At 63.3% G+C, this 25,067-nt stretch carries 19 protein-coding genes; 12 read left to right on the forward strand and 7 right to left on the reverse strand.

Annotated features, from left to right (window positions below):
• Positions 1–5: 5 nt before the first annotated feature.
• A complete protein-coding gene (locus JF616_13845) occupies positions 6–2,333 on the reverse strand; it encodes a hypothetical protein (GenBank protein ID MBW8888833.1) in 2,328 nt (775 codons plus the stop codon).
• 202 nt (positions 2,334–2,535) lie between these two features.
• Between JF616_13845 and JF616_13850 the strand changes: the two genes are divergently transcribed.
• Complete coding sequence (locus JF616_13850) at positions 2,536–3,876, forward strand: hypothetical protein (GenBank protein MBW8888834.1); 1,341 nt, start codon at positions 2,536–2,538, stop codon at positions 3,874–3,876.
• A gap of 105 nt (positions 3,877–3,981) precedes the next feature.
• Here the strand turns inward: JF616_13850 and JF616_13855 are convergent, their stop codons facing one another.
• Together JF616_13855 and JF616_13860 are read right to left on the reverse strand one after the other, a co-directional pair.
• The gene (locus JF616_13855) at positions 3,982–4,797 is read right to left on the reverse strand and encodes an RNA polymerase sigma factor RpoD/SigA (GenBank protein MBW8888835.1); all 816 of its coding nucleotides are present in this window, start codon (positions 4,795–4,797) and stop codon (positions 3,982–3,984) included.
• 170 nt (positions 4,798–4,967) lie between these two features.
• Positions 4,968–5,177, reverse strand: a complete 210-nt coding sequence (locus tag JF616_13860) for a DUF433 domain-containing protein (protein MBW8888836.1) — start codon at positions 5,175–5,177, stop codon at positions 4,968–4,970.
• Positions 5,178–5,292: 115 nt separating this feature from the next.
• Between JF616_13860 and ftsH the strand changes: the two genes are divergently transcribed.
• Positions 5,293–7,305, forward strand: a complete 2,013-nt coding sequence (gene ftsH, locus JF616_13865) for an ATP-dependent zinc metalloprotease FtsH (protein MBW8888837.1) — start codon at positions 5,293–5,295, stop codon at positions 7,303–7,305.
• A 15-nt stretch (positions 7,306–7,320) separates the two neighbouring features.
• On the opposite strand, the gene JF616_13870 is transcribed toward ftsH, so the two are convergent.
• Both JF616_13870 and JF616_13875 read right to left on the reverse strand, forming a co-directional pair.
• Complete coding sequence (locus JF616_13870; GenBank protein ID MBW8888838.1) at positions 7,321–7,857, reverse strand: hypothetical protein; 537 nt, start codon at positions 7,855–7,857, stop codon at positions 7,321–7,323.
• 220 nt (positions 7,858–8,077) lie between these two features.
• The gene (locus tag JF616_13875) at positions 8,078–8,599 is read right to left on the reverse strand and encodes a hypothetical protein (GenBank protein MBW8888839.1); all 522 of its coding nucleotides are present in this window, start codon (positions 8,597–8,599) and stop codon (positions 8,078–8,080) included.
• 195 nt (positions 8,600–8,794) lie between these two features.
• Here JF616_13875 and JF616_13880 point away from each other — a divergent pair, with 195 nt between their 5' ends.
• The 6 genes from JF616_13880 (at position 8,795) to JF616_13905 (ending at position 17,253) form a co-directional block, all read left to right on the forward strand.
• The gene (locus JF616_13880; protein MBW8888840.1) at positions 8,795–10,861 is read left to right on the forward strand and encodes a cation:proton antiporter; all 2,067 of its coding nucleotides are present in this window, start codon (positions 8,795–8,797) and stop codon (positions 10,859–10,861) included.
• Between the two features lie 57 nt (positions 10,862–10,918).
• Complete coding sequence (gene yaeI, locus JF616_13885) at positions 10,919–11,713, forward strand: phosphodiesterase YaeI (GenBank protein ID MBW8888841.1); 795 nt, start codon at positions 10,919–10,921, stop codon at positions 11,711–11,713.
• Between the two features lie 107 nt (positions 11,714–11,820).
• Positions 11,821–12,486, forward strand: coding sequence for an RNA polymerase sigma factor (locus JF616_13890; GenBank protein ID MBW8888842.1), 666 nt, complete (start codon positions 11,821–11,823; stop codon positions 12,484–12,486).
• Complete coding sequence (locus JF616_13895) at positions 12,483–12,785, forward strand: zf-HC2 domain-containing protein (GenBank protein ID MBW8888843.1); 303 nt, start codon at positions 12,483–12,485, stop codon at positions 12,783–12,785. Before JF616_13890 ends, JF616_13895 begins: the two co-directional genes overlap by 4 nt.
• Positions 12,786–12,927: 142 nt before the next feature.
• Positions 12,928–15,615 carry a beta galactosidase jelly roll domain-containing protein gene (locus JF616_13900; protein MBW8888844.1) on the forward strand — a complete coding sequence of 896 codons (2,688 nt, stop codon included), beginning with the start codon at positions 12,928–12,930 and terminating at the stop codon, positions 15,613–15,615.
• A 54-nt stretch (positions 15,616–15,669) separates the two neighbouring features.
• Entirely contained in the window at positions 15,670–17,253 is a 1,584-nt protein-coding gene (locus tag JF616_13905; GenBank protein ID MBW8888845.1) for a hypothetical protein, read from the forward strand.
• Positions 17,254–17,307: 54 nt separating this feature from the next.
• Here the strand turns inward: JF616_13905 and rapA are convergent, their stop codons facing one another.
• The gene (gene rapA / locus JF616_13910) at positions 17,308–20,322 is read right to left on the reverse strand and encodes an RNA polymerase-associated protein RapA (protein MBW8888846.1); all 3,015 of its coding nucleotides are present in this window, start codon (positions 20,320–20,322) and stop codon (positions 17,308–17,310) included.
• Between the two features lie 68 nt (positions 20,323–20,390).
• Between rapA and JF616_13915 the strand changes: the two genes are divergently transcribed.
• The 4 genes from JF616_13915 (at position 20,391) to JF616_13930 (ending at position 23,864) form a co-directional block, all read left to right on the forward strand.
• Positions 20,391–21,050, forward strand: coding sequence for an NAD(P)H-binding protein (locus JF616_13915; protein MBW8888847.1), 660 nt, complete (start codon positions 20,391–20,393; stop codon positions 21,048–21,050).
• A gap of 537 nt (positions 21,051–21,587) precedes the next feature.
• Positions 21,588–22,181 carry a TetR/AcrR family transcriptional regulator gene (locus tag JF616_13920; GenBank protein ID MBW8888848.1) on the forward strand — a complete coding sequence of 198 codons (594 nt, stop codon included), beginning with the start codon at positions 21,588–21,590 and terminating at the stop codon, positions 22,179–22,181.
• A gap of 7 nt (positions 22,182–22,188) precedes the next feature.
• Positions 22,189–23,502 (forward strand): MFS transporter, encoded by a 1,314-nt coding sequence (locus JF616_13925; protein ID MBW8888849.1) that lies wholly within the window; start codon positions 22,189–22,191, stop codon positions 23,500–23,502.
• Positions 23,503–23,597: 95 nt separating this feature from the next.
• The gene (locus JF616_13930) at positions 23,598–23,864 is read left to right on the forward strand and encodes a hypothetical protein (GenBank protein ID MBW8888850.1); all 267 of its coding nucleotides are present in this window, start codon (positions 23,598–23,600) and stop codon (positions 23,862–23,864) included.
• Positions 23,865–24,184: 320 nt separating this feature from the next.
• Here the strand turns inward: JF616_13930 and JF616_13935 are convergent, their stop codons facing one another.
• Complete coding sequence (locus JF616_13935) at positions 24,185–25,024, reverse strand: glycoside hydrolase family 16 protein (GenBank protein ID MBW8888851.1); 840 nt, start codon at positions 25,022–25,024, stop codon at positions 24,185–24,187.
• Positions 25,025–25,067 lie beyond the last annotated feature (43 nt).

The following is a 25,067-nucleotide window of genomic DNA, read 5'->3' on the forward strand; positions in this document are numbered from 1 at the left end:
CCCGGCTAAGCCTGAATGCCGTTGGCTGCGAGAAAACCCTCCAGCCAAGCGATGAACACCCCGTCCGGTCCTGGCCCGGGCATTCCCCGCCACTTCCCATCCGCCCCGCCGAAGTCCTTGAGGATACGAATCCCGTCCCGCAAGGCTTCCCCTTTCTTCGCGTCCCGTTCCGGCCCGGCCATCTCCGGAATCGGGATGGCGGAAACGTATCGCAGCACCCATTTCAATTTATGGTCCGGAGAAATGCGCGCCGGGCCTCCCTCCGAAGGCGCGCAGGAGCCCAGGATGTAGCGGATGCCTTGGAAATCCTCCGCTTCCCGGGTCTCCATCAAGGTCGCCAGCAGTTGGCCCAAGGCCTCCGGCGGGCTCCGTCGCAATCGGGAACGCTCGCCGATGCGGGAAAGGATCTTCCCTTTGACCCGCCCCAAGTCCTCCGCCCGGGAGCCCAGCCAGCGCCGGAAATCGCCCGCTTCATGCCTGGCCCAATCCACCCGCGCCGCCGCCTCCGACAGCAACCCCTCTTCCATATGGCGTTCGGCGGTGAAGCAGGCGAAGGCATAATTCCGGTAGGCCGCGAAAGCTTCCTTCGCGATGACCGCGACGAAATGGAAATCCACGCAATCGCAAAGGTGCCCCAACATCGCCCAGCCCTCCCGGACGTCCGCTTCGATGAGGGAACTGCCTTTCAATCCCAGGCCCAAGCAAAGCGCCGCCCCCATCTTGAAACGGAAGACACCGTCCTGGTATTCGACCCGGAAAGCGGCTTCGCCGCCGATCCCGGCCGATGCGCCGACGCCGCCCGTTAAGGTCGCCAGGGCCGCGAAGGGCCCGGTCCGCGCGGCGGCCCATTGGAGCGAGCCTTCGCATTCAAAGCGCGCTTGCGCGCCCGCGAAGGCATAGGCTTCGCCTCCCGCCCGGGCTTCCGGGATTTTCGCGAAGTCGCCCGTCAGGGTCAACGCCCCCTGCGCCGTTCCGCCCACGAAGGCGGACAAGGATCCCGCCACCCGCAACTTCAGTTGGCAAGCGCGCCGGGCATCCGCCAGGTACGCGTCCCGGAATTTCACCGCGCCCAACCAGGAGAGGAGATTCAAGCCGCCGGGATCGGGCAATTCCACCGCCAGGGTGACCTTGCCTTCGAACACGGCGAAGGCGGCGGACCCGGCGACGCCGATGCGAAGCTGTTTCTTTCCCGGTTCGAAGGACGCTTCGCCCCCGTTCCAGCCGGCGAAGTAGCGGCCCAAGGCGGCTTCGGGCGTGAAGGTGAAACGCGAAGCTTCGCCCGGGGACACGGTTCCGGCCTTGGACGCGCCGTCTTTCCGCGGGGACCAACGCCACATCTCGCCCGCTTTCGGTTCGGCGGCGAACAGATGGGCCTTGAACCTGGATTTCAGGAACGGGGAGATGCCCTTTCCGCCCGCGGGCGAAAGCAGCCGATCCAATTCCTTGCGCACCTGCTTATCGGACGCCTTGCGCCAATAAGCGTCGACGCAGGTAGCGCCGCCGTTACGGTCATGGGCCCGCACCCGCGTCCAGGCCGCCGCCTCGCCCCATCTGCGGTTCCCGCCCACCTTTATCAATTCGAGGAGGGCGGACTTGGCGCGGCCGTTACCCGTCCCTCCGAAGAGGACTTGCGATTCCTTATCCAAAGCTCGTAGGTCCTCGCTGCGCCTGCCGGGATCGGGATTCTCCCAAGCCTGCATGGCCCGATCGCGCAGGCCCTCGATGCGCTGCGATTCCGCGAGCAGCTTCCGAACATCCTCTTCCGCGGGGAGCAGCAGATACTCCTCCCGAGCCGGGCAGTAATAGATCAGGCCGTCGAAAGCCGGTTGCGTTCCGGGCCCGGCGGGCAAAGGCCCGCTCGTCACCGGATCGGAAAGGGAATGCTTGGCCCTGAAGCGATAGCGGCAAGCCGCCACCGGTGCCCCATTCTCGTAGGGAAGTTCCAGAACGAATCCGACCTGCACCGCGCCGCCCTCTTGACCGATATGCCCTTCGGCATCGGGCAGTTCCATACGCTGCCCGCGCCCCCATTCCGCCCAGACCTTGAAGATCACCCGGGTTGCCGCCGATGGCGGGGCTTCCGCGTCGACACTGGCGAAAGCATTTTCGCCATACTCCCCGCGGGCCTCCATCCAACGCGGGTTCGACAAGCGCAATCCCGGCCCGGCGTCGAGCGGATGCGGCCGCGGCGGTTCGGTCTCGGGAAGGTACGGTTCCGGATTCTCCCAGTGAGGTCCGGAATGCGATCGGCCGCGCCCGCCGGCGGAAACCGGTTTGGGCCACTTCCGGGAACGGGATGAGGTGGGATGGATCTGCCCATCGGGGTGGATCATAAATCTCCTTTTCGGGTAGGAGCGAAAAGGAACCCAAAGGAACGGACCGGGAAGTGCGGGGAGGCACGCGTCCGGAGCGGAAGTGATCGACATCGCCGGCGGACGCCGACCCCGGTGACGCTCACGAGCCCTGGCTACGCCCATCGCTGGGCCTGGCCACGCTCCGTTGCCGCGCCCTGCCGCGATAGCTACTCTAAGGCCGATGCCCGACGCAGTGCCCTTGTCCCGCGTTCCACTAGTGGGAATCAGCGCCGCGTTGGCCGCGTTTTTGGCGCTCGCTCCGGCCGCCCGCGCCTCCGATGAGAACGGCCCGTGGATTCCCGCTACCCTGCAAATCGGATTCGACGCCAACCTATCCGGCGAGGCCGGCGCAGACGATGGCATCGCGCTTTATTACGGGGAGGGACGCCTGGAGGATCGTTTCCTGAAGCCGAGCTTCTGGTCCGAGGAAAGGTTCTGGCCCCACCTGGCCGGGTTCGGTTACCGGGCCGCCCGCTCGATCCTGCTGGATGATCCGATTGCCGCCTGGCTGACGGTCGCGCAGCACGAGGTTTTCGGGCATGGCTACCGCGGCCGCGAGGCCGGCTACCGCGGCATCGGGTACGAGCTTCCCCTGCCGCAACCGTACGGCCGGGGCGGCGGGCTCACGAGTTGGGCCAACCTTTCCGATACCGTCACCTTCGATCGCATCGTGGTGGTGTCCATGGCCGGGGTGGAAGCCCAGCGGGTGCAATCCGAAAGGCAGAAGCTTTATTGGACCCAATCGGGTTCCCTGGACACCCGCGGCGCCCGCTTGTACCTGCAGGGCGTCACCAGCCTCACCAATTACCTGTCCGTCACGCACGAATCCGATTTGAGCAAGCCCGATCCCGATCTGTCCAACGACATGCTCGAGTACATCTGGTTCCTGAACGGAAAGGAGGATAACCGGCCCTTCGCGGACTGGCGCCTGCATCTGCGGCAAATCCAGGATCGGGCTTCGGTGATGCTTATCATTGACCCTTTTTTATGGTACTCCGTGTGGGGCCTGCTCGCGAAGGAATATTGGCAAGGCCGGGCTTTCTTCCGCTACCCGACGGTACCCATCGGCCCGGTCCGCATGGTGCCGTCCTTCGGATATGGGCTGGGCCCCTGGGGCCCGGAGTACTCGTTCGAAGGCCTCTTCGCCATCGCCGACCGCGCGCTTTCCTTAACCTACCGATTGGGCGATGATACCTTCCGACGCTCGTTCGGATGGGACGCGGTCTCGCTCGGCCTATTGCATGCGGGCGGATGCGTACTGGACGGGGATTTCCATTTTTGGATGCAGCCGCGCCTCCTGCTCGAAGCTTCCGAAGCCAACCTTCGCTCGGCGGCCCGCCGCCCCGGACTCTCGGTCGGATTGAACGCGATGTCTCCCGTCCTCCCGGGCGGATTCCCGATGCGGGCGACGGCGGGAGGCGGTTGGAAATCCTCCGGCTATCTTCCCGGCAAGGATTTAAAGGAAGGCGGATACTGGCGGATAGGGCTGGCATGGACTCCCAATGCCGTCGCGGCGGAATAAAATCCGCGCAAAAAAAATCCGCGCCTCTCGGGGAGGCGCGGAAGGAAGAGATAGCAAGCGGGATTCGATCCCGCCGATGTCAGGCCTAGGCGTCAGGGCCGGTGCTTACGCGCCGACCATGGCTTGTAAATAGCCCTGGTACTTGTTGGTCAAGCGGCCGAAGGCGTTGCTGGCGCGCATGCGGCGCAGCGCCTGGTCCCGCAATTGGCGCACGCGCTCATGCGAGATATTCAGGCCGACGCCCACTTCGCGCAAGGTCTGCGGCGCGTTCTGGTCCATGCCGAACAGGCCGGTGATCACCTGCGCTTCGCGCTCGGGCAGCTCGGAGAGGATTTCGCGCACCAGCTCGCCGGTGGCGTTCTTCTCCAGCTCGTCTTCGGGGTTCTGCGCGCGCTCGTCGCGCAGCACTTCCTGGAACGAAGTGGTGGTGTCCGGGCCCATGGGCGCGTCGAAGGACAAGCCGCGGCCGGCGGTCTGGATCAGGCCCCGCACCTCTTCTTCCATCTCCTTGCCTTGCCCTTGCTCCTTCAGGGCCTTGCGCACGCGCAGGCACTGGTTCGCCGGCAAGCGGATCATGGATCCGGTCTCGTTGATGGCTTTGGTGATATAGGCCTTCATCCACCATACCGCGTAGGAGATGAACTTGATGCCGCGGGAATTGTCGAAGCTCTCGACCGCGCGGATGAGGCCCATGGAGCCTTCGTTCACGAGGTCGGAAAGCGGGATCGGGCAGCCGCGGTATTGCAAGGCCACCTTGAGCACGAAGCGCATGTTGGCTTTGATGATCCGGTTGCGCGCGGTGAGATCACCCTTGCGGCAGCGATCGAACAGCTTCTGTTCTTCTTCGCGGGAGATGGGGCGCGTCTTACGGATATCTTCCATATAACGCTTCAGAGATTCGTCATGGGAGGTATAAGACATGGGATTCTTTCGTTGCGGGCCACCGGGCCCTGCGGGAATTCATTTCTCTTTTGGACGACACAAATTACAAATTCATTGCGTGAAAAACCCGATAAATCTGCGTAGCGCTAATTGCGTCAAATCCAGGCATTCCCCTGCCTTTCCAGGGTTTTTTGGGGGTATGCCCGAAGTTACCGGGAGGCCGGCCCCCGCCCCATGGCCGCCAAATCGGCGTCCTCCAGGTATTGGTAGACCTCCAGGATACGGGAAGGGGACCATCCGGTGGCCAAGAGGCCTTGCAGGAACTCCACCGAAAGGCGGGTATCCCGGATAAAGGGCTTCCCTCCTAAAATCGAAGGGTTTGACTGGATTCGGCCGGATGCGGAAGCTGCAGAATTCATAGGGTCCTTATTCTATCCCAACAATGTACGTTTTGCCAACCCCGCGGTTTACTTGCGTAATGGCCCGTCTAGCGGCCCCATCCTGAAAAACCTTCATTCTGGAGGAGGTAAAACTATGCCCTCCCCCCGAGATTGGTTTCCGGTTAAGGAAAAGGAAAAACCTCCCGAAGGCGGGGAGACAGGCAAACCTGAGCGGAGTAAGGGTCCCGCCAACCGGAACCCGCCAGGGTCCACCGGCAACCGCTTCCTCATCTGGTACCTGCTGGGCATGGTCGGCATCATGCTGGCCGCGCGTTCCTTGGCGCCGCGCATGGGCGACGGGATGATCCCCTATAGCTCCTTCAAGGAAAAGCTGCGGGCGGGGGAAATCAACAAGGTGGAAATCGGGGCCGATCTCATCGTAGGGATGCCCAAATTGAAAGGCACCGATCCCAAATCCCTGGCCAAGGCCGCTCCCGTGCGGGCGGTGATGCCCGGGGAAGATGCCAGCCTCATCCCCATGCTCGACTCCCTCAAGGTGGAGTACTCCGCCCGTCCGGAGGAAGGCAAGGGCTTCCTACCCATGCTTTTGACTTGGGTGTTCCCCGCCCTATTCTTCCTGGGGATATGGAGCTTCATCTCCAAGCGCGCGGGCGGCGCCGCGGGCGCCGGATTGTTCTCCATGGGGAAATCCCGAGCGCAAGTGGTCGAAGAAGGCGAGGTCAGCACCACTTTCGAGGACGCCGCCGGCGTCGACGAAGCCAAGGAAGAGTTGATGGAAGTGATCGATTTCCTGAAAGCTCCCGCCAAATACCTGGCCATCGGCGGACGCGTGCCCAAGGGCGTATTGCTGGTGGGCCCTCCCGGGACCGGCAAGACCCTGCTGGCGCGCGCGGCGGCGGGCGAGGCCAAGGTCCCGTTCTTCCGCATCAGCGGATCGGATTTCGTCGAGATGATCGTGGGCGTGGGCGCGGCCCGCGTGCGCGATCTGTTCAAGCAAGCGCGCGAAAAGGCCCCCTGCATCGTCTTCATCGACGAGCTGGATGCCATCGGGAAAAGCCGCAGCAATTCCCTCAGCGGGCACGATGAGCGCGAGCAGACCCTGAACCAGTTGCTGGTTGAGATGGACGGATTCGATCCGCGCGTGGGCGTGATCATCCTGGCGGCCACCAACCGGCCCGAGACCTTGGATTCGGCCCTGTTGCGGCCGGGCCGATTCGATCGGCACATCCTGGTGGACAAGCCCGATCTGGCCGGGCGCGAAGCCATCCTGAAGCGGCATGCGCGCGGGGTGAAGACCGAGGAGAACATCGATCTGGCCGCCATCGCCCGCAAGACGCCGGGATTCGTGGGGGCGGATCTGTCCAACGTCATCAATGAAGCGGCCCTGTTGGCCGTGAAGGCCCGGCGGGAAAAGGTGGCCCAGGAGGATCTCGACGAAGCCATCGAGAAGGTGATGGCCGGGCTCAAGAAAAAGAACAGCCTGATGACGCCGCAGGAGAAGGAGCGGGTGGCGCATCATGAAACCGGGCACGCCCTGGTGGCCGCTTTTACCCCGGGAGCCGATCCGGTGGAGAAGATATCCATCATCCCGCGCGGGTTGGGGGCCTTGGGTTTCACCTGGCAATTGCCTACCGAAGAACGCTTCCTGATGACGGAAAGCCAGCTGCTGGCGCGCATCGACGTGCTCTTGGGCGGGCGCGCCGCGGAGGAAATCTCCTACGGGGACGTCTCCACGGGAGCGGCCAACGATTTGGGGCGGGCCACCGAAATCGCCCGCCAGATGATCATGGAGCATGGCATGAACGATCGTTTCCGGAACATGGTGCTCCGCGGCCCAAAAATCGGGGTGGGCGGCGGGGCCTTGCCCGAGAACTTCGGACCGAGGGAATTTTCCGAATCAACCCAGCGCTACGTGGACGAGTCCATCGCCGACATCCTGCGCGAACGCTACGCGCATGCGAACGAGATCCTGCGCGCCCGCCCGGAGTTGCTGGAAAAGGTGTCGCGGGCGCTGCTCGAGAAGGAGACCTTGACCCAGGCCGAGTTCCAGTCCCTCGTACGGGGGAACGCCGAACCGGATCAAGGGGCCCCGGATCGCGAACGCGAGGCTGAAGCCGCGGATGCCGGTTGGCGCTCCAGGCATTGAGCCATTTTTAATGGTCTAGCCTCTTTCCATCCAGTCGGGCGCGCCGATGGAATCGCGGGGGGTGGCGCCATTGCTCGGGGCGGCCGGGGCCGTTTTGCCGGGCGCGCCGAGGGAGGAATCGGACCCCATCCCGGAACCGCCGGTTCCGGTCCCGCCATTGCCCGAAGCACCTGGGCTGCCGGTTCCCGGTTGGCCGGATCCGGGCGAATTCGGCAAGCCGGTGCCCGGCGTGGCCGGCAGGTTATAAGGGCTGGACCATAGCGTATCGCGGCCATAGGCGCTATCCGAGGAGGATCCGCCCCTTCCTGGCAGCGTTCCCATGCCGGTGCCGCCCGCGGTGGAGTCCCAATAAGGCCGGTTGTACGCGGTATCCGAGCCGGGCGTGGTTGCGGAATTGCCGCGGCTCTGGGTCGTCGTGGCGGCCCATTTGGAGGCGCTGGACGCATTGGACGCCTGGGATACCTTCGAGGCTGCCTGCGCCATGCAAGCCATGGAGGCCGCCGCAAGGGAGGCCAGGACTGCGTTGCGTTTTAGCGGGTTTCGTACTGACATGATTCACCTCTTCTTCCGAATGGCCGAGGGGAGTAACATTGAAGATACGTTCGGAGGGGTGGGCGGAAAAATCTTGCTTCCTCCCGGCGCGAACCTTACTTTCAAGGGACCGCGCAACGGAGCGGCCACGGGCGATGGGCCCGTGGCCGCCAATCAAGGAAATAGGGCGGATTCGCCCCTCGAAGGCCCGGCCGCCCCTTAAGCGATCGGGCCCGTTAGTTCAGGCTCCCGGAACGTTCCAGGTTACGCCTACGCCGACCTTGGTACCGAGGTAATCGGTGCGATCACCGTTGATGAACCACGTCGGGGTCACCAGGGCATTGAGGCCCACGCGAGGCGTAAACAGCAAGGAGGCCATCACGTCCGGTCCCACGTCGAGGAAGTTGGCTTGCTCTTCGCGGGCATAGCCGACGTGGCCGCCGATCCGGGGCTGGAAGCGGGACGTATTCGGGCCTCCCATGGCCGTCAACGCCACGCCGCCTTCCTGGATGTCGCTGTTGCTATAGGCGCCACCCTTGGCTTGGTAATCATCGAAATTGGCGCGGAGGCCCAGGCCTCCGGCGCCCATGCCCATGGCATGTTCGGATTGCACGAAGCCGTTCACGCCTACACCGGTGTTATAACCGCTTTGATCGAGCATGGAGGCTTGCGCCGCGACGCCGGTCTTGAGGTTGGTGTACGCGGCGTGCGAGGACACTCCCAGAGCGAGGACACCCAGAGCCGCAAGTTTGAGGATTCGCATATGAACCGCCTTTCCGTTGGTCATAAGCTTAAGATAGGGTTCTGCGGCGGGCGATGCGCCTCTTTGGGCCAAGCGTCGGTCCGGCCGACAGTACGGGAGTGGTAGGCGCCCCTTCCGCAAGACCTGCCCCTCACATCGCCCTTCCGTTGCCCTGCCATTGCCATAGCCCCCTCGCTTTGATATGGTTTTCAAGCCATGTCCCATCTTTCCTTCCTGCACGATTTAGCCGTCGTCATCATCGTCTCGGGACTGGTCACCATCCTTTGCCATCGCTTCCGGCAGCCGGTGGTGCTGGGGTACATCGTGGCCGGGGTTATCATCGGCCCGCATACGCCCCCGTTCCCCCTGATCAAGGACGATGCGGCCATCCAGACTTTATCGGAACTGGGCGTGCTCTTCCTCATGTTCAGCCTGGGCCTGGAATTCAGCCTGCGCAAGCTGCGCCAGGTGGGCGCGACCGCCTTCCTGGCCGCTTCCCTGGAGATCATCGTGATGACGGCGATCGGCTTCGCGATCGGGCGGGCCTTCCTTTGGTCGCGCATGGACAGCCTGTTCCTGGGAGCCATCATCTCCATCTCCTCGACCACCATCATCATGAAGGCGCTCCAGGAGCAGGGGCTGCGGGGAGAGGATTTCGCGAATCTGGTATTCGGCATCCTCATCGTGGAAGATATCCTGGGCATGGTGCTCATCGCCACGCTCTCGGGCATCGCCCGCACCGGCAGCTTGCAATCCTGGGACGCCATTCTGATGGTGGGCAAGCTCGCCGTCTTCCTGATTTCCTCCCTGGTGCTGGGATTGATCCTGGTGCCGCGCTTGGTGCACTTCGTGGCGCGCTTCAAAAGCCAGGAGATGCTGCTCATCACCGTGCTGGGCCTATGCTTCGGCTTCTGCCTGGTGACGGTGCAATTGGGCTTCAGCCTGGCCTTGGGGGCGTTCTTGATCGGGGCGATCCTGGCGGAGTCCCGCGAGATCGGCAAGATAGAGGATCTGATGATCCCCCTCCGGGACATGTTCAGCGCAGTGTTCTTCGTTTCCGTGGGGCTGCTGATCGATCCGCGCCTCCTGTTGCAATACGCCTGGCCCATCGCCATCATCACCTGCGCCGTCATCGCCGGGCAGGTCCTCACCAGCTTTCTGGGGACCTACCTGGCCGGCCATAACATGCGCACCTCCATGCGGGTGGGCATGAGCCTTTCCCAGATCGGGGAATTCTCCTTCATCATCGCGGCTTTGGGCCTTTCCCTCAAGGTCACCAGCGGCTTCCTTTATCCCATCGCCGTGAGCGTCTCGGCGGTAACCACCTTGGTGACGCCCTATCTGCTGCGCGGCTCGGACCCTTTCGTTTCGTGGCTGGAACGCAAGCTGCCGCCTACGGCGCATTCCTATCTGAACCTGTACAGCCGCTGGTTGGGGCAGTTCTCGCAAGGCCGCAAGGACAGCCAGGTGCGCGCCATCCTGCGGCGCATCGCCGGGCAGTTGGGAATCTTCCTGGGGCTGATCGGCGGAGCCATCCTGTCGGCGGTGCTGCTCTCGCGCATCCTCCTGCGCTATTTCCCGTCCCTTTGGCCCTGGCGTAACACGGTCAATTCCTTCCTTTGGGCCGCGGCGCTGCTGGCGGCCATGCCGGTCTATCTCTCCGCCTACCGCAAGCTGAAGGCCCTCGGGATGATCCTTTCCGAACTGGGCATCACCGATGCCATGGGCGGGTCGCGTAAAACCGAAGTGCGGGCGGTGGTGGCCAATGCCATCCTGGTATTCGGGCTGATGGCGCTGGCCGCTTTCAGCATCGCCTTGAGTTGGGCCGTCCTGCCTCGCGGTTATATCCTCTGGATCCTGCTCGCCTTGGCCGCGCTCTTGATGTGGTGGCTGCGCACGCCCCTCAACCAGATCTATTTCCAAGGGAAGGCGGCCTTGGCCGAGACCTTCGCCCAGCCGGCGGCGGCTTCCGAGCTCGCTTCCGGCCCCGTGGCGCGCGCGGTCCCCCACCTGCTGAAAGAGGCGCGTCTGGAAACCGTGCTCTTGGCCGCAGGGATGCCGGGCGCGGGCCGGACGCCGCGGGAACTGGACCTCAAGAAGCGGACAGGGGCCTTCCTGGTGGGGATCGAACGCGAGGGCCTGGAAATCGTGAACCCGGACGCGGACGAAATGCTTCTTGCCAACGATCAATTGCTGCTGCTGGGCAGCCGCGAGCAGTTGGACGCGGCCCGTTCCGCGCTGGCGGGCGCCCCCACGGGGGGCGAGGCGACCCTTTCGGGGTGATCCATGCGGCGTCGATCACCAATTATATTGGCTATATCCGGACTCGCGGCGGTCTCCATGCTCGCGCTTGCCGCTTACGCTTGCTTCGTAGAACCCCATTGGATCCGGGTCCGCCAAACCCCCATCCGCATCGCTTCCGTTCCTTACTCGTGGCGCATCGTCCATCTGACGGATCTCCACCTCTCCCCCGCCGTGTCCTTGGATTACCTGGAAGGGGCGTTCCGCCAAGCCATCGCGCAACGTCCCGATCTGATCTGCATCACCGGCGATTTCTTCACGGATCGCCTGGAAGGCCGCGAGGCTTACGCCGCAACGCTCCGCATCCTTTCCCGGGCGGCGCCGACCTTCGCTTGCCCGGGGAACCATGACGGAGGCAAGTGGGCCCACGCTCGGGGAGGGCCTTCCGACCCGGCCGAACTCCGCGGGCTATTGAAAGAGGCCGGAATCCGCCTGCTGGAGAACGAGGATACGATCCTGACCTTGCCGGCGGGCCGGATTCTGATCGGAGGGCTCGGGGACATCTGGGCGGAACGATGCGACCCGGGTCTCATCCGGGCGGATTTCGATTCCTCTTCCGCGCCGCTCAAAATCCTGATGACGCACAACCCCGATTCCAAATCGCGAGCGGCGGCGATCCGATGGGACTTGCTTTTGGCCGGGCATACCCACGGCGGCCAATTCAGCCTTCCCTTCGTGGGGACGCCCTTAGCCCCAGTAGGGGACAAACGCTTCGTAAACGGGCTCTACTCCTATACGGGCCGGCCCTTCTATGTCTCCCCTGGAGTCGGAAATCTGCACGGAGTCCGCTTCAATTGCCGGCCGGAAATCTCGGTCCTGGATTTGTCCCGTTGAGGCTGTTCCGGGATCTATATTTCGCCAAACGCCGAAATCCCTAAGGAACAGCCCGAAACGGGCGATCCGGCCCCGAGTAACATTCGCATGGCAGCACGGACATACCCTTGAGCACCTCCGATCCCATGGCACCGGCCTTGGATTTCGAGGCCATTAACGCCCCGGATTTCCTGGGGCGTTTACGGGAATCGGGGGCTGCGGGCCAACGGGCCTTCGGAGAGCTGGTGCGCGTCACCCACGCCAAATTCCTGGGATTCATCCGCCGGCAATTGGCGTCGCCGGAGGAATGCCAGGAAGTGTTACAGGAAACCTACCTGGCCGTGCATAAAGGGCTGGTGAGCTTCAAAGGCGATTCCAAGCTGACCACCTGGATGTTCAGCCTGGCGCACCATAAGATTTGCGATCGCATCGGGGATCGCCAGCGTTCCCATGTGGAGCTGACGGAAAACCGCGAGGCGGCCTTGAGCACCGAATCGGCCGACGACGCCTTGGCGGGGGCGACCGCCTGGGACGCCTCGCCCGATCGGCTTTCGGCGCGCAATGCGGTGGAAGCGCTGATCGGCAAGGCCATCGACACCCTTCCCGATCAGGCCCGGCAGGTCTACCAATTGCGGGACGTGGAAGGACTTTCGGGAGAAGAGACCGCGGCCGTGACGGGGATGACGCCGGAAAACGTGCGCGTGCAATTGCACCGGGCGCGACGGAAAATCGTGGATTGGGTGCAGGAGAAGATGACGGGGGCCGCGGCCGCCGGGCCGGGGATGGCGTCATGAACGTTTTCTATAACATGCTTTATACCTGCGACCAGGTGCGCGACTTCATGTACGACTACCTGGAGGGGCATTTGCCCATGCTCACCTCCATCCGCTACCACCTGCATTTGAACGCCTGCCCGGCCTGCCGGGAGTACCTGTTCCTTTACCGCAAGGCCGCCAATGCCGAACAATTCCGCAAGGAAAATCCCCCGCCGGACGAGTTGCTCTCGACCACGCTGGATTTCCTGAAGCGGGAAGGCATCGTGGGCGAAGAGGATGCGGGAACGGTTCCGGAAGGCCCTCGCCCCTCCGGTTAAAGCGATCTTCGGCAGGCCGGAAGGTGCGGGCCAGGTATTGCGGTGAAGTCGTCGTAATGGAATCCGACGCCGACGTCGTCTGCCGCTGGCGCGGCGAAATTGGCACCCCCGCGGCCATGGCCGCGAAGGTAGATTTGCCAGCATGCGCGCCTGGCTTCCGATCCTTCTGAGCTCCGCCCTAACCGCCCATGCCGCCGGCTACGCGCCCCCGGCCACGGATCGATCCTGGACCGATCTTAGCGGCCAAGCCTGGAAATTCACGGGGAGCAATTCCCTGACCGGCGCGGAGGCGAGCGGATTCGACGACGCTTCCTGGCAAATGGTTCGCGTTCCGCATACTTGGAATACCAAGGCCAACCTTACCACTTATAGTAACGCCTGGTATCGTACCCATGTGCAAAGCGCTAGCGCGGACACCGCCGGAGGCAAGCGCTTCTATCTCTACTTCGAAGGCGCCAACGACAATGCCGACGTCTACCTCAACGGAACCCTTCTCGGCCGGCATCAGGGCGGCTATACGGCCTTCATCTTCGACGCCACGGCCGCGCGCAAGGACGGCGACAACGTCCTGGCCGTCAAGGTGGACAATGCGACCCATCCGGGCCTGCCGTCCAACGGCAACGGCTGGGTCCATTACGGTGGTTTGTTCCGGAAGGTCCGCATCCTCGCCACCAACCGGTATAGCATCGATCCGACCGACTTCGCCTCCCCGGGGGTTTATATCTCCCAAAGCAAGGTCAGCAGCGCCTCCGCAAACCTTTCCGTCCGCGTCATGTTGCGCAACTCCGGCCCGGTCGGCAAAACCTTGGCGGTGAACCTGATGGTTTGCGACAGTACGGACGGGATCGTAACCACCCTGCGGGACAGCCTGGCGGTGCCCGCGAACTCGGATACCTCCCTGGTCCTGAACGGCACCCTTGCGAGCCCTCATCTTTGGTCGCTGGGCGCGCCCTACCTCTACCGGATCTATACGGAGTTACGGGTGGATGGGGCGATCAAGGACATGGTCGCCCAGCGCACCGGCTTCCGATCCTACCAGCTCACCACGAGCTCGTTCACCATCAATGGCGAGCAGAAGCTGCTGCGAGGCGCCGGCATGCATGCCGAAAACGAAGCCTCCTATAACGCCCTGGACAGCGCGGCCGTCCGCAAGCAATTCGACGTGGCGCAGGACATGGGGATGAATTACCTGAGGCTGGTCCACTACCCGCATGCGACCGCCGCCTATAACCTCGCCGATGAAAGGGGCATCGGCCTCTCCACCGAGGATGGCCTATACCAGAACCAGGGCGACGTGAGAAGCGCGGTACGCGACGGCAACGCGCGCGAAATGGTGATGCAGAACTTCAATCATCCGAGTATCCTCTGGTGGGGCGCGGGCAACGAGGATTACTATGCCCCTAACACCACCGAGTTCGCGGCCATCATCAAGGCCGCCGACACCACCCGCCCCGTGGTATACGCCAGCAGCGGCCAGAACCCGCCGGGAGTCGATTTCATTTTCCAGAACATCTACCAAGGTTGGTACAGCGGCGCCATCAAGGATTTCCCCGCGGGCAACCATTGGATCTCCGAGACCGGGGCCGGCGGCGTGATCGCCTCGCACCAAAGCTACAAGGCCACCACGTTCACGGTCGGAACCTTCGAGCCCGAAGAATACGAAAGCCTGGTGTTGGAGCATAAGTTCCAATACCTGTTCAAGACCAAGCCCTCGGACGTGCCGTTATACTCGCATTGGGTCCTGTTCGACATAGCGGACACGAAGTACAAAGGGCTGAATACGAAGGGGCTTTTCACGGCGGCGGGTTTTCCGAAGGACCCGGCCTATCTCTGGAAAGCTTTGGCGCGGCCGAACGATCCCCTTATCAGAATTTGCGGCAAGCACTGGTACGTCCGGACGGCTACGCGGGACGTGAAGGTCTACTCCAACCGGCCTTCGATCACCCTCTCCGTGAACGGCGCCGCCAAAGGAACGAAGGCGGACGGGGCCTATACGAACCCGTCCACGGGCGGCGTCATCAACGACGTATTCTATTTCGATTCCGTGCTGGTCAAGGGAAGGAATACGGTCATTGCCTCGGATGGAGCCGGCAAGGCGGATACGGCCGTACTCTACTTCGAGGGAAGCGCCCCCGCGGCGCCCGCCGATCCGGCAGAGCCCGTTACGCAACTCACATCGAGCAGCGCCACCAACCCGGCCTATTTCGTGAACTCGCCCGTCCAACCCCAATGGCCCGCGTACTACCAATGCGATGGCAATGCCGACAACTCCTTCGACACCATCCCCGCCCTATTGGCCGATGCCGGTTGGATCGCTACGCGGCGGCAAAGCCTCGATCCGTCCACGTTATCCTTCACGGTCCAGAGCGGCCAAGGCGCCGATGTCTACGTCATGATGACCAAGCAGGCCAGCGTCCCGGCCTGGATCACCAGCGCGGGCCTTACCCCGTCCGGGATCTCCGGGAGATGGAGGGACAATGCCATGAACCTCGTCGATTACGAGGTGTATGGGAAAACCTTCCCCGCCGGGGCTTCGGTGAAGCTGGGCGGAACCTCCGTCGATTTCGTGGCGATGGTAAAGGCGGCCGGCCGCACCGGCATCCGCAAGAGCGAGCGAGGCATCCCCGCTGCTTCCGGATACCGTTTCCTTTCCGCCGCGAAGCGGATCCCGATACCGCTGGCCGCGGCAGGCGCTAGCAGGGAAATCGTTATCTACGATCTCTCCGGAAAATGCCTGCGGAAGGCGATGCTGCGCGGAAACGAAGCCCTTTTCGATGCCGGCGATGCGATCGGCGAGGGCTTGCATATCATCCAGGTACGGATGCCCTAGGGAAGGCGGTCTTTGACGCAAAGGGAATCCGGTTTAACTAGGTACCGAATACGTTTGCCAAGCGTTCTATTGGTGATCCTGGGATCGCAGGCCGGCACGTTCGCACAGTCGATCGGCATCACGGGGACGGTGGTCGACAGCTCGAGTTCGCAGGGGATAGCCAATGCGTCCGTCCGCCTGATCGAGTACCCGCAATTCACGGCAACGAGCATCGCCAACGGCAGCTTTACCCTTAGCGGTACCGTGACCGCCGCCATCGGCGCCCCCAGCCCATCGCAACCCCCTTCGATCGGCGTGGAATTACAAGGCGCTACGGTGAAGATCCGGAGGGAACGGGACGCGGGATCGGTAACCGTCGACGCATTCACCTGCGACGGGGCCCGCATTTCCAGCCGCCGGCTTCCGCGAAGCGCGGAAGCGACCGATGCCCGCTTCGCCGGCGCGGAACCGGCCGCTCTCGCCAAATCGGGCGCATCTTACACCTTGGAAGTCGCCGCGCCGGGATACGCTACGAAACAGATCGCGCAATCGGGGCCGACCGGGAACGCCGGCACCATCCGCTTGGCCGCGGGCCACACGCAGGCGGGCGCGTGGACGAAGATGGCCATGCCGGTCCCGTTCACCTATGCCATGAGTTTGCTCCACGACCCGGTCCGTCCGAGCGATTACTATGGATTCCTCACCGACGGCTCGACCACGCCGATCACCGTTGTGAAATCCACCGATTACGGCGCCACCTGGAAAACCGTCAACGTGGGCACGATGAAGGGCGATCCCTGGGGCGCCGCGATCGATCCCAACCCCAAACGCGATCCCGGAACGCCTCCGACCCTGTATACCCCTTGCGGCTACGGATCGTGGGGCCTTTGGAAATCGACGGACGGCGGCATCACCTGGACGCAAACGATCGGCAATCAATCCGCCTCGGCGCTCGCGGCCATCAGCGTCTACTGGCCGCCGGATCTCTATTCGGTGAGCATCCTTCCCGATAATCCACCGAACCACCTTCTGGTTACGTTTCATGATGGGGGATGGAAAAACAGCGCGGATCAAGGTTTGGGCGAGTCGACCGACGGCGGCCTGACATGGTTCGTCCACCAGCCGCCGGCCGGAATGGGAGCATCACAATATCTGGTCATTCTGGATGCGACCACATGGATGAGCGTCGCCCAGGATTACAGCGGCGGAATCTGGAAAACAACCACGGCCGGACGGGACAACGGCGCGATTAGCGCTACGGCCTGGAAAAAGGTCGATTCCCTCACGCATTTCCACGGTTCTTTCATGGCCGCGGTAACGCCGAAGGCCATCTACGTTCCCGGCAACGGCGGAATCCGGCGGAGCGCGGATAATGGCGAGACTTGGTCCTGGGGATACTCCGTCGGCGCGGGAAACTATATGACGAGCGTGGTGGCGACGGCGAAATACCTCTACGCCGACAATCTTCTCGGCCCCAACCTCCGGCGTTCGCCCATCGGCGACGGGACCCAATGGGCGACTTACTGCCCGACGCCCTCGGGCATGGCCGGAAGCGCAGGGCCGGGAACCTCGACCCACTACGCATCGACCGACGGCACTTCCTGGTATGTCGTTTGTTTCAACAACGGCGGCGGGGTGTGGCGCTATATCGAGCCGTAAGGTTCCGGGCCCGCGAGGGCCATCGCTGCGGCCCGGCGCCATCGGCCGATGGACCTAAAGGGCCATCTTCCCCAGGATAACCAGGCGCACCGCATCCAACCGCAACTCGGCGGTCGCGATATGCCGCAGCACTTCCTGGAGGAAGCGATCCGCTTGCTCCACTTCGGGCTGCGTTACCGCCGGATTGATGCTCATGAGGCTGCGCAGGCGATCGCGCTCGGCCCCCAGACGCTTCTCCGCCTCCCGATGGGCCTCTTTCTTGGCGTTGGCCTGCCGGAAATTCACGCGTTCGGCCGCGGACTCGAGCAGGTTCGGTACCAGCTTGTCGAACAGTTCATGATGTTCCTCGAGCAAGCCGGTCGGCGCCTGCTCGACCTCGGAAGCATCCAGGCGCGGAAGCAAGTGGGAGATGTCCTCGCCTTGGCCGTCCACCATCACCCGCAAGGGCTCGGGCGGTAGGAAGCGATCGAGGTGCAGATGGCCCGGAGCCGTGGCTTCGAGCACGAAGATGGCTTCCAAGGCGAAGCCCTTGGCAGGCGCTTCCCGCCATTCCACGAAGCCGACCGTCCCTTCGTTGCTTCCCAGCACCAGATCCACCGCTCCCCTCACCATGGGATGATCCAAGGTGAGGAAGGCCAAGTCTTCGCGCGCCAGGGCCTGGGCGCGATCGTAGGTGACCGCCACGCCGGTGGGCGGCAGATTGGGGAAGAAATCCACCTCCATGCGATCGCCGGGGAAAATGAAATACCCGCGCTTGGCTTCGGTGGTCTCGGAATCCACCCCGAAATGATCGAATACCTCTTCCAGGTATTCCTCCAGGCCGGAGTCCTCGTCTTCGGCGCGCATCTCGGCGATAAGGGCCTGCGCCAGCTCGGGACGGTTGGAATTGATCTCCAACAGCCGGTCGCGCCCCTTTTCCAGGGTCTCGCGTACGCGCGTGGCGAGGGTCTTGGTGCGGCGAACCAATTCTTCTACCGCAGCCGCCCCGCTCTCGTCCCCTTTGCCCGCCTCTGCGCCGTCCGCCGTTTCTCCGCCGCCGGGCCCCGCTCCGTATTCTGCTTGCGTCACCAGGCGGCAGGCCGCGAGTACGTCGCCGATTTGCTCGTCATAAAAGAAATCCGAACCCAGCACGGGATGCCGGAAGGCGTCCATGCCTTCCTCATACCAACGGTACAGGACCTCGTGCGCCGTGTCCTTCAGGAACGGCATGTGGATGTGGATGTCGCTTTTCTGCCCGATGCGGTCTAGCCGGCCGATGCGCTGCTCCAGCACGCTGGGATCCAGCGGCAGATCGAAGAGAACGAGATGATGGGCGAACTGGAAATTCCTCCCCTCACTGCCGATCTCCGAGCAGATGAGCAACCGCGCCCCGTCCGGCTGCGCGAAATAGGCCGCGTTCTTGTCGCGCGTGGCCATGGTCAGATTCTCATGGAAAGCCGCGAAGGGCGCCGCCGTCAGGGTCGGGAGGATTTCCTGCAACGCGAAAACCACCGCCTTATGGGAACAGATAAGGAGGATTTTCTCCTCTTCCAACTCCTTCAGAAGGCCCACCAGCCAGGCCAAGCGGGGATCCTTGCGCCAGACCTCCTGGAGAAAAGCCGCCGCATCGCCGGCATAGCCGGAAAGATCGTGGGAATTGTAGGCCGGCGCCCCATTGAGGAAGCGCCGCAGGGAGGATGCATCCGCGAAGGGCCCGGCGCCGGTCCCCGTGGTCATGAGCTTGGACCATTCGCGATGGGCGGGATAATCGGGGAGCGGGACGGGGTGGACCACGCGCTTGGGGAAGCCGCCCAAGGCCGAGCGACGGTTGCGGAACATCAAGCGGCCGGTGCCATGCCGATCGACCAGATCGTCGATGAGGGCGCGCTTGGCGCCGGGTTGGCCGTTCGCGTATGCGTCCAGGCGGGACCGTAGCGCCGCATCGCCCGGGAAGGTCGCGCCCAGCTTTTCCAAAGCCTCCGGCGCCGGGGACTCGCTGGCCAGGATGCGGTCTACCGCCACGGCCAGATCCTGATAACGGGCCGCTTCCGCGAGGTAGCCGTCCAGGTCGGTAAAGCGGCGCGGATCGAGCAGGCGTAGGCGCCCGAAATGCCCGCTCTGGCCCAATTGCACGGGGGTGGCCGTGAGCAATAGCACTCCCTTGCTGGCATTGGACAACTTCTCGACGGCGGCGTACTCGGGCGACGCCTTTTCCGTAGACCAGGAAAGATGGTGGGCCTCGTCCACGATCAGGAGGTCCAGCCCGGCCTCGACCGCCTGCTTCACGCGCCGGGCCGAGGTGGAGAAGAAGTCCACGGCCGCTATCATGGTCTGCCGGTTGAGGAAGGGATTCACGCTTTGATCGCCCTTTTCCTCGGAGCGGAACAGGTCTTCCTCGATCACCGTGAACATGTGGTTGAAGCGGCGGTAAAGCTCTACCATCCATTGGTGAACCAATTGCGAAGGGGCGATCACCAGCACGCGCCCGATCTGGCCGGTCACGAACAAGCGATGGAAGATCAGGCCGGCTTCGATGGTCTTACCCAAACCCACCTCGTCGGCCAAAAGCACCTTGGCATCGTGCCGGGACGCGACCTCGTAAGCGATGGAAATCTGGTGATCCAGCAGTTCCATGCGCGCTCCCACCAGGCCGCGCACGCGCGATCCCAGCATATCCCTGCGGAAAAGGTGGGTGCGGTAGCGGAGGGCGAATTCGCGCGGCTTCCCCGCTTGCCCGGCCAATAGGCGCTTATCCGGATCCGAGAAGGTCATGCGGTCGAGCAGATCCTGCTCCTTGAGCGTCTCCCCGTCCCCGTGGTAAACCAACAGGCCCCCGAACTCCTTCACCGTCTTCACCACGAATACCCGGCCCGAATTGGAACGGGCCCGATCGCCCGCCTTCAGGCGCACGCGCCGCAAGGGAGCATTACGATGCATGTACACGCGCACCACGTTGGACGCGCGGAAAGCGATCTTCACGTCGCGGAAGCCCGCTTCCAGCACCGTACCCAAGCCGAGTTCGGGCTCCGAATCGCTAATCCAACGTTGCCCCGGGACGAATTTCCCCTTCGCTTCCGACCTTATATCCAATGCATCCTCCCGTTCGGGAACGGAAAGATAAAAGCTAGGCCAGCGGACGGGCAGCTATATTTGCCGCCATGGCGGTTCGCAACGTGTTCCTCACCGGCGGAACGGGTTATATGGGCAGCCGCCTCATCCCGCGGTTATTGGCCCGCGGCCATCGCGTCACCGCCTGCGTGCGCCGCGGCTCCGAAGGCAAAGTCCCCGCCGGCGCCCGGGCGCTGCCCCTGGACCCCCTCGATGCCGCCGCGCTGAAGCCCGCCCTCCCCGGCCACGACACCTGGGTCCAACTGATAGGCACCCCGCATCCGGCCCCTTGGAAAGGCGCCCAATTCCGCGCCGTCGAACTCCGCGCCGCCCAGACCATGGCCGACGCCCTCCCCGGCTCCACCATCCGCCACGCCATCTACCTGAGCGTGGCCCAGCCCGCCCCCACCATGAAAGCCTACCTGGCCGTCCGCCAGGAAGGCGAAGCCCTCCTACGCGCTACCGGCATCCCCTGCACCTTCCTTCGGCCCTGGTACGTGCTTGGCCCCGGCCATCGCTGGCCCTACGCTTTGCTCCCCTTCTACGCCCTGCTGGAGCGCATTCCCGCCACGCAGGCCGGCGCGCTGCGCCTTGGCCTGGTGACCCTGGAGCAAATGCTAACGGCCCTCCTCCAAGCCATCGAGTCCGACCCGCCACCCCAACCGCGCATCATCGACGTCCCCGCCATCCGAAGGGCTACCCTACCCTAACACCTTCCCACCCGGAACCACCCCCTTCCCCAGGTGACCCACCTCCTTCCCCCGGTGACCCACCTCCTCCCGAAGGTACCCCCGATCCCTTCTTCTTAAAGACACACCTAACCCGCCCCCGTAACACGCAAGATACTATAGCCTTTCGACCGCACCTATTCTCAGCAAAGAACCAGCCCAGTCTTCCCCGCCCAAAATGTGCAAGGTCACGGGTTGCGATAGACGGGTCTGGGACGGGGCGGGGCTCGGTTCCGGCGAGTTGCTCGCGCGCGCGGCTCGGGGAAAGGATTCGATCAACCGCTTCGACAGCCCGCGACGGGATCAGGCCCAAAAAACCCATCCCGAGGCCCCCGGGCCGTCGTGAAGGCCTAAACCCGGCTTTCGCGGGCGTCCCCTTCCCCGAGCAGCGCATTGACCCAACACCAACGGAAAGCGAGCATCCGAGCCGGAACCGAGACCCGCACCGGCCCAGACCCACAAGAATCCCAACCCGAATAAACCTTGCACATAAGTGAACGTTCATTTATTATTGATCCCATGCGCACCCGCGACCCCCGGAAGGAAAGCCTTCTCCGCAGCAAGGCCATGGCCATGGTCGTGAAAGACGGCTTCAAGGGCTTCAGCATGCAGAAGCTCGCCAAGGCCGCCCGGGTCTCCCCCGCCACCATCTATATCTATTGGAAGGATAGGGACGATCTCCTCCTCCAGCTCTACGTGGAAGTCTTCGCCAAGATGATGGAAACCACCATGAGGGACTTCCATCCCGGCATGCCCTTCCACGAGGGATTGAAACACCAATGGAACAACCGGGCCCGCTGGTTCCTCGACCACCCCATTGAGGCGGCCTTCATGGAACAAGTGCGCTTCTCCCCTTTGCATGACCGCGCCCAGGCCGCGCTGGGGCCCAGCTATGCCGAGGCTATGAAGGCCTTCGTGCGAGGCGCGATCGCCCGCAAGGAACTCATTAAGGTTCCCGTCGAGGTATATTGGTCGGTTGCCTTCGCGCCTTTGTACCAACTCATCAAATTCCATCAGCACGGGAAGGGCATGCCCGGCTCCGGGCCCTTCGTCCTCGACGACAAGCTGATGCACCTGACCCTTGATCTCGTTTTGAAAGCCCTGAAACCCTGAGGTAACCATGAACGCTCCCGCCCAACCCCATGTTTTCACCTCGTATCAGAAGTTCGTGATCGCCATGCTGGCCTTCCTGCAGTTCAGCGTCATCCTCGACTTCATGATCATGAGCCCCTTGGGAGCCCTGCTGATGCCGGCGCTCTCCATCTCCCCGCGCCAATTCGGGCTGGCCGTATCCGCCTACGCTTTCGCCGCGGGCATCTCGGGAATCCTGGCGGCCGGCTTCGCGGATAAATTCGATCGCAAGAAGCTACTGCTCTTCTTCTATACGGGCTTCATGTTGGGAACCTTCTTTTGCGGCATCGCGCCAACCTACCATCTCCTCTTGATGGCCCGTATCGTCACCGGCGTGTTCGGCGGCGTCATCGGATCCATCGGCATGGCCATCATCGCCGACATCTTCCCTTTGCAGGTGCGCGGGCGCGTGATGGGCTTCGTGCAGGCCGCCTTCGGCGCCAGCCAGGTGATGGGCCTTCCCATCGGCCTCTGGCTGGGAAACCACTTCGGATGGCACGCGCCCTTCATCATGATCGTCGGCGTAAGCGGTTGCGTTGGTCTCGTCATTTTCGCCAAGATGCAGCCCATCACGGCCCACATCAAGGCGCAGACCACGCGCAATCCACTATTGCATCTTTTCAAGACGGTCAAGCAGGGCCGCTACCTGCAGGCTTTCCTGGCCACCATGTTCCTGGCCACCGGCGGATTCATGCTCATGCCCTTCGCCAGCGCCTTCAGCGTAAACAACCTCAAGATCGATCTGGATCACCTTCCCTGGGTCTACTTCGCCACCGGCATATCCGCCTTCCTCGTCGGCCCCTTGCTGGGCAAATTGAGCGACAAGATCGGCAAGTACCGTCTGTTTTGCCTGGGCTCTTCCGCCACCATCGCCACGGTCCTGATCTTCACCCGCCTGGGGGAAACCCCGCTGGCATGGGTCATCGTCATCAACATGGTCCTGTTCGCGGCCATCAACGCCCGCATGATTTCCAGCCAGGCCCTGGTCTCGGGCGTGCCGGATCTTCCCGATCGCGGCGCCTTCATGGCCGTAAACAATTCCGTCGCCCAGCTTTCCGGAGGAGTGGCGGCCGCGGTGGCGGGCCTCATCGTGGTGCAACGTCCCGGACAGCCCCTGGAACGCTACGAAGTACTGGGTTGGGTGGTTTCGGCCGCCACCATAATCACCATCGCCCTCATGTACCCCATCCATAAGATGGTAATGGCCAAGCTGGCCAAGGGCGGATCGGGAATGGGGCCCGGGGCGATGCCCTCGGGAGCGCCGGGAACAGGCAAACCTGCCGAAGCTCCCGCGGCCCACTGAGATCCGGAGAGGATATCCGCGGCCTCGCGCAACTATTATGCCTCGCAACGCGTCCAATGCTCGCAGGCCTCACCGGCTTGCAGGAGAATGGGACGATGTGGATCAAGATCGCAACTGCCGCAATCGTCATCGCCGTCAAGGGCGCTTTCGCCCTTGACCTACACGACGATGCCTTAACCGGCGTCTACATCGCCAAGGCCTCGGCCCCCTTTTGGATTACGCCGACCTTGCTCGGCGAACACCCCTTCCGGGACGGCCACTGGTTGAACCCCTTCAGCTTGGAAGCCATCCCCAACGATTTTCAGATGGTCGCAATCACCCTACCCGACCTGTACGTACTGGGCGGAATCGCCTCGGGATAAAGCGGTGGAGGGCTTCGGGACCAGCGCATCCTGGCTCGCAACGTGGAGCTCGGATCTTCCGCCGTCTTCTTCGCCCTTATGATCGCCCTCAACGTCGCCATGGGCGAAGGGCGCGGATCGGAGATCGGGTCAGTCGTAGCTCTCATTGCCTTGGAAACGTGCCTTTTAGCGCTCCCAACGGTCTTCCCATTTGATGCCGAAAACCGGCGCGATTCATCGGAGAATCCTACCGCGGCCAATCCTCCGCCCAGATACCCCCTTTTGTCGCTCCGCATTCCGTTCTAAACCGCCGAGGAGCAGCGCATCTGGCGCGTGCTCGGCTAGGGGGAGACGACCAAACGCCGGGATCGGCCGGCAGCATCGATGGCCCGCAGGCGCGGGGGACCGCCGTCCATAATCAGGAGGACCAACGGATTGGCCGCGCCCCGCGCGAAGACGCGGGAGGCCGAGGCGGAGGGCCTGGGCGGCAGTACGGCGGCGGCAGGGAAATCGCTGCTATAGGCCACCCAATCGACGTCCATGTACATGTCCTGGGTCGGCGCCGGCCCGCCCCAGCCCGCGATGTTGCCGCTCCAATGGTTCAGCATCATGGCGGCCTCCTGGTCCGGCACCTGCTTGGTCAGCGAACCGGCCGGCTTCCCGTCCACGAAGTAATCCACGCTGCCGGGGTGCCAATCGAAACGGTATTCGTGGAAATCGGCGGCGGGATCGAAATCCAGTCTCACCAACTTGTAGTCGACGTCGGTCTGGATATGATGCAAGGTGAAGTGCAGGTCGCGGTTGTCCTTGGTCAGCATCTCCACGTCGATTTCGTTGAGCGGCGAATCCCGGTATACGAACCATCCTACCACGCCCCCCGGCACATGCGAGGTACGGATCGACGCGCGGTAGCTGCCGTAGCGGAAGTCGGATCTTTTGGAGGCGATCTCGGCGCAGACCGGCTTGGTCCCGGGCGGCGAGGCGCTCAGTTTGAGGGTAAGGATGCCCCCGGCCACGGAGACGTTCTGCGCCGAATGCACGCGGGTATCATCGCCCCAGGTCGAGATGTCCCAAAAGGCATTGAGCTCGTCCAGGCTGTTGAAGTCCTGTTTAATGGTTTCGGCCGGGGCGGTGATGGCGAGGGCCAGCGCGAAAGCGGCGGCGCGCAGGGTATTGGGCATATCTACTCCGCCCCCNNNGGCTCGGGCCCGGGAAGGCGGGAAA

This window comes from Fibrobacterota bacterium, assembly GCA_019509785.1.
In the GTDB taxonomy this organism is placed as follows: Bacteria; Fibrobacterota; Fibrobacteria; order UBA11236; family UBA11236; genus Chersky-265.

Coding starts and splice junctions, on each gene's coding strand:
- JF616_13845 (MBW8888833.1), bottom strand. CDS start 2,333: ATGATCCACCCCGATGGGCAGATCCATCCCACCTCATCCCGTTCCCGG.
- JF616_13850 (MBW8888834.1), top strand. CDS start 2,536: ATGCCCGACGCAGTGCCCTTGTCCCGCGTTCCACTAGTGGGAATCAGC.
- JF616_13855 (MBW8888835.1), bottom strand. CDS start 4,797: ATGTCTTATACCTCCCATGACGAATCTCTGAAGCGTTATATGGAAGAT.
- JF616_13860 (MBW8888836.1), bottom strand. CDS start 5,177: ATGAATTCTGCAGCTTCCGCATCCGGCCGAATCCAGTCAAACCCTTCG.
- ftsH (MBW8888837.1), top strand. CDS start 5,293: ATGCCCTCCCCCCGAGATTGGTTTCCGGTTAAGGAAAAGGAAAAACCT.
- JF616_13870 (MBW8888838.1), bottom strand. CDS start 7,857: ATGTCAGTACGAAACCCGCTAAAACGCAACGCAGTCCTGGCCTCCCTT.
- JF616_13875 (MBW8888839.1), bottom strand. CDS start 8,599: ATGCGAATCCTCAAACTTGCGGCTCTGGGTGTCCTCGCTCTGGGAGTG.
- JF616_13880 (MBW8888840.1), top strand. CDS start 8,795: ATGTCCCATCTTTCCTTCCTGCACGATTTAGCCGTCGTCATCATCGTC.
- yaeI (MBW8888841.1), top strand. CDS start 10,919: ATGCTCGCGCTTGCCGCTTACGCTTGCTTCGTAGAACCCCATTGGATC.
- JF616_13895 (MBW8888843.1), top strand. CDS start 12,483: ATGAACGTTTTCTATAACATGCTTTATACCTGCGACCAGGTGCGCGAC.
- JF616_13900 (MBW8888844.1), top strand. CDS start 12,928: ATGCGCGCCTGGCTTCCGATCCTTCTGAGCTCCGCCCTAACCGCCCAT.
- JF616_13915 (MBW8888847.1), top strand. CDS start 20,391: ATGGCGGTTCGCAACGTGTTCCTCACCGGCGGAACGGGTTATATGGGC.
- JF616_13920 (MBW8888848.1), top strand. CDS start 21,588: ATGCGCACCCGCGACCCCCGGAAGGAAAGCCTTCTCCGCAGCAAGGCC.
- JF616_13925 (MBW8888849.1), top strand. CDS start 22,189: ATGAACGCTCCCGCCCAACCCCATGTTTTCACCTCGTATCAGAAGTTC.
- JF616_13930 (MBW8888850.1), top strand. CDS start 23,598: ATGTGGATCAAGATCGCAACTGCCGCAATCGTCATCGCCGTCAAGGGC.
- JF616_13935 (MBW8888851.1), bottom strand. CDS start 25,024: ATGCCCAATACCCTGCGCGCCGCCGCTTTCGCGCTGGCCCTCGCCATC.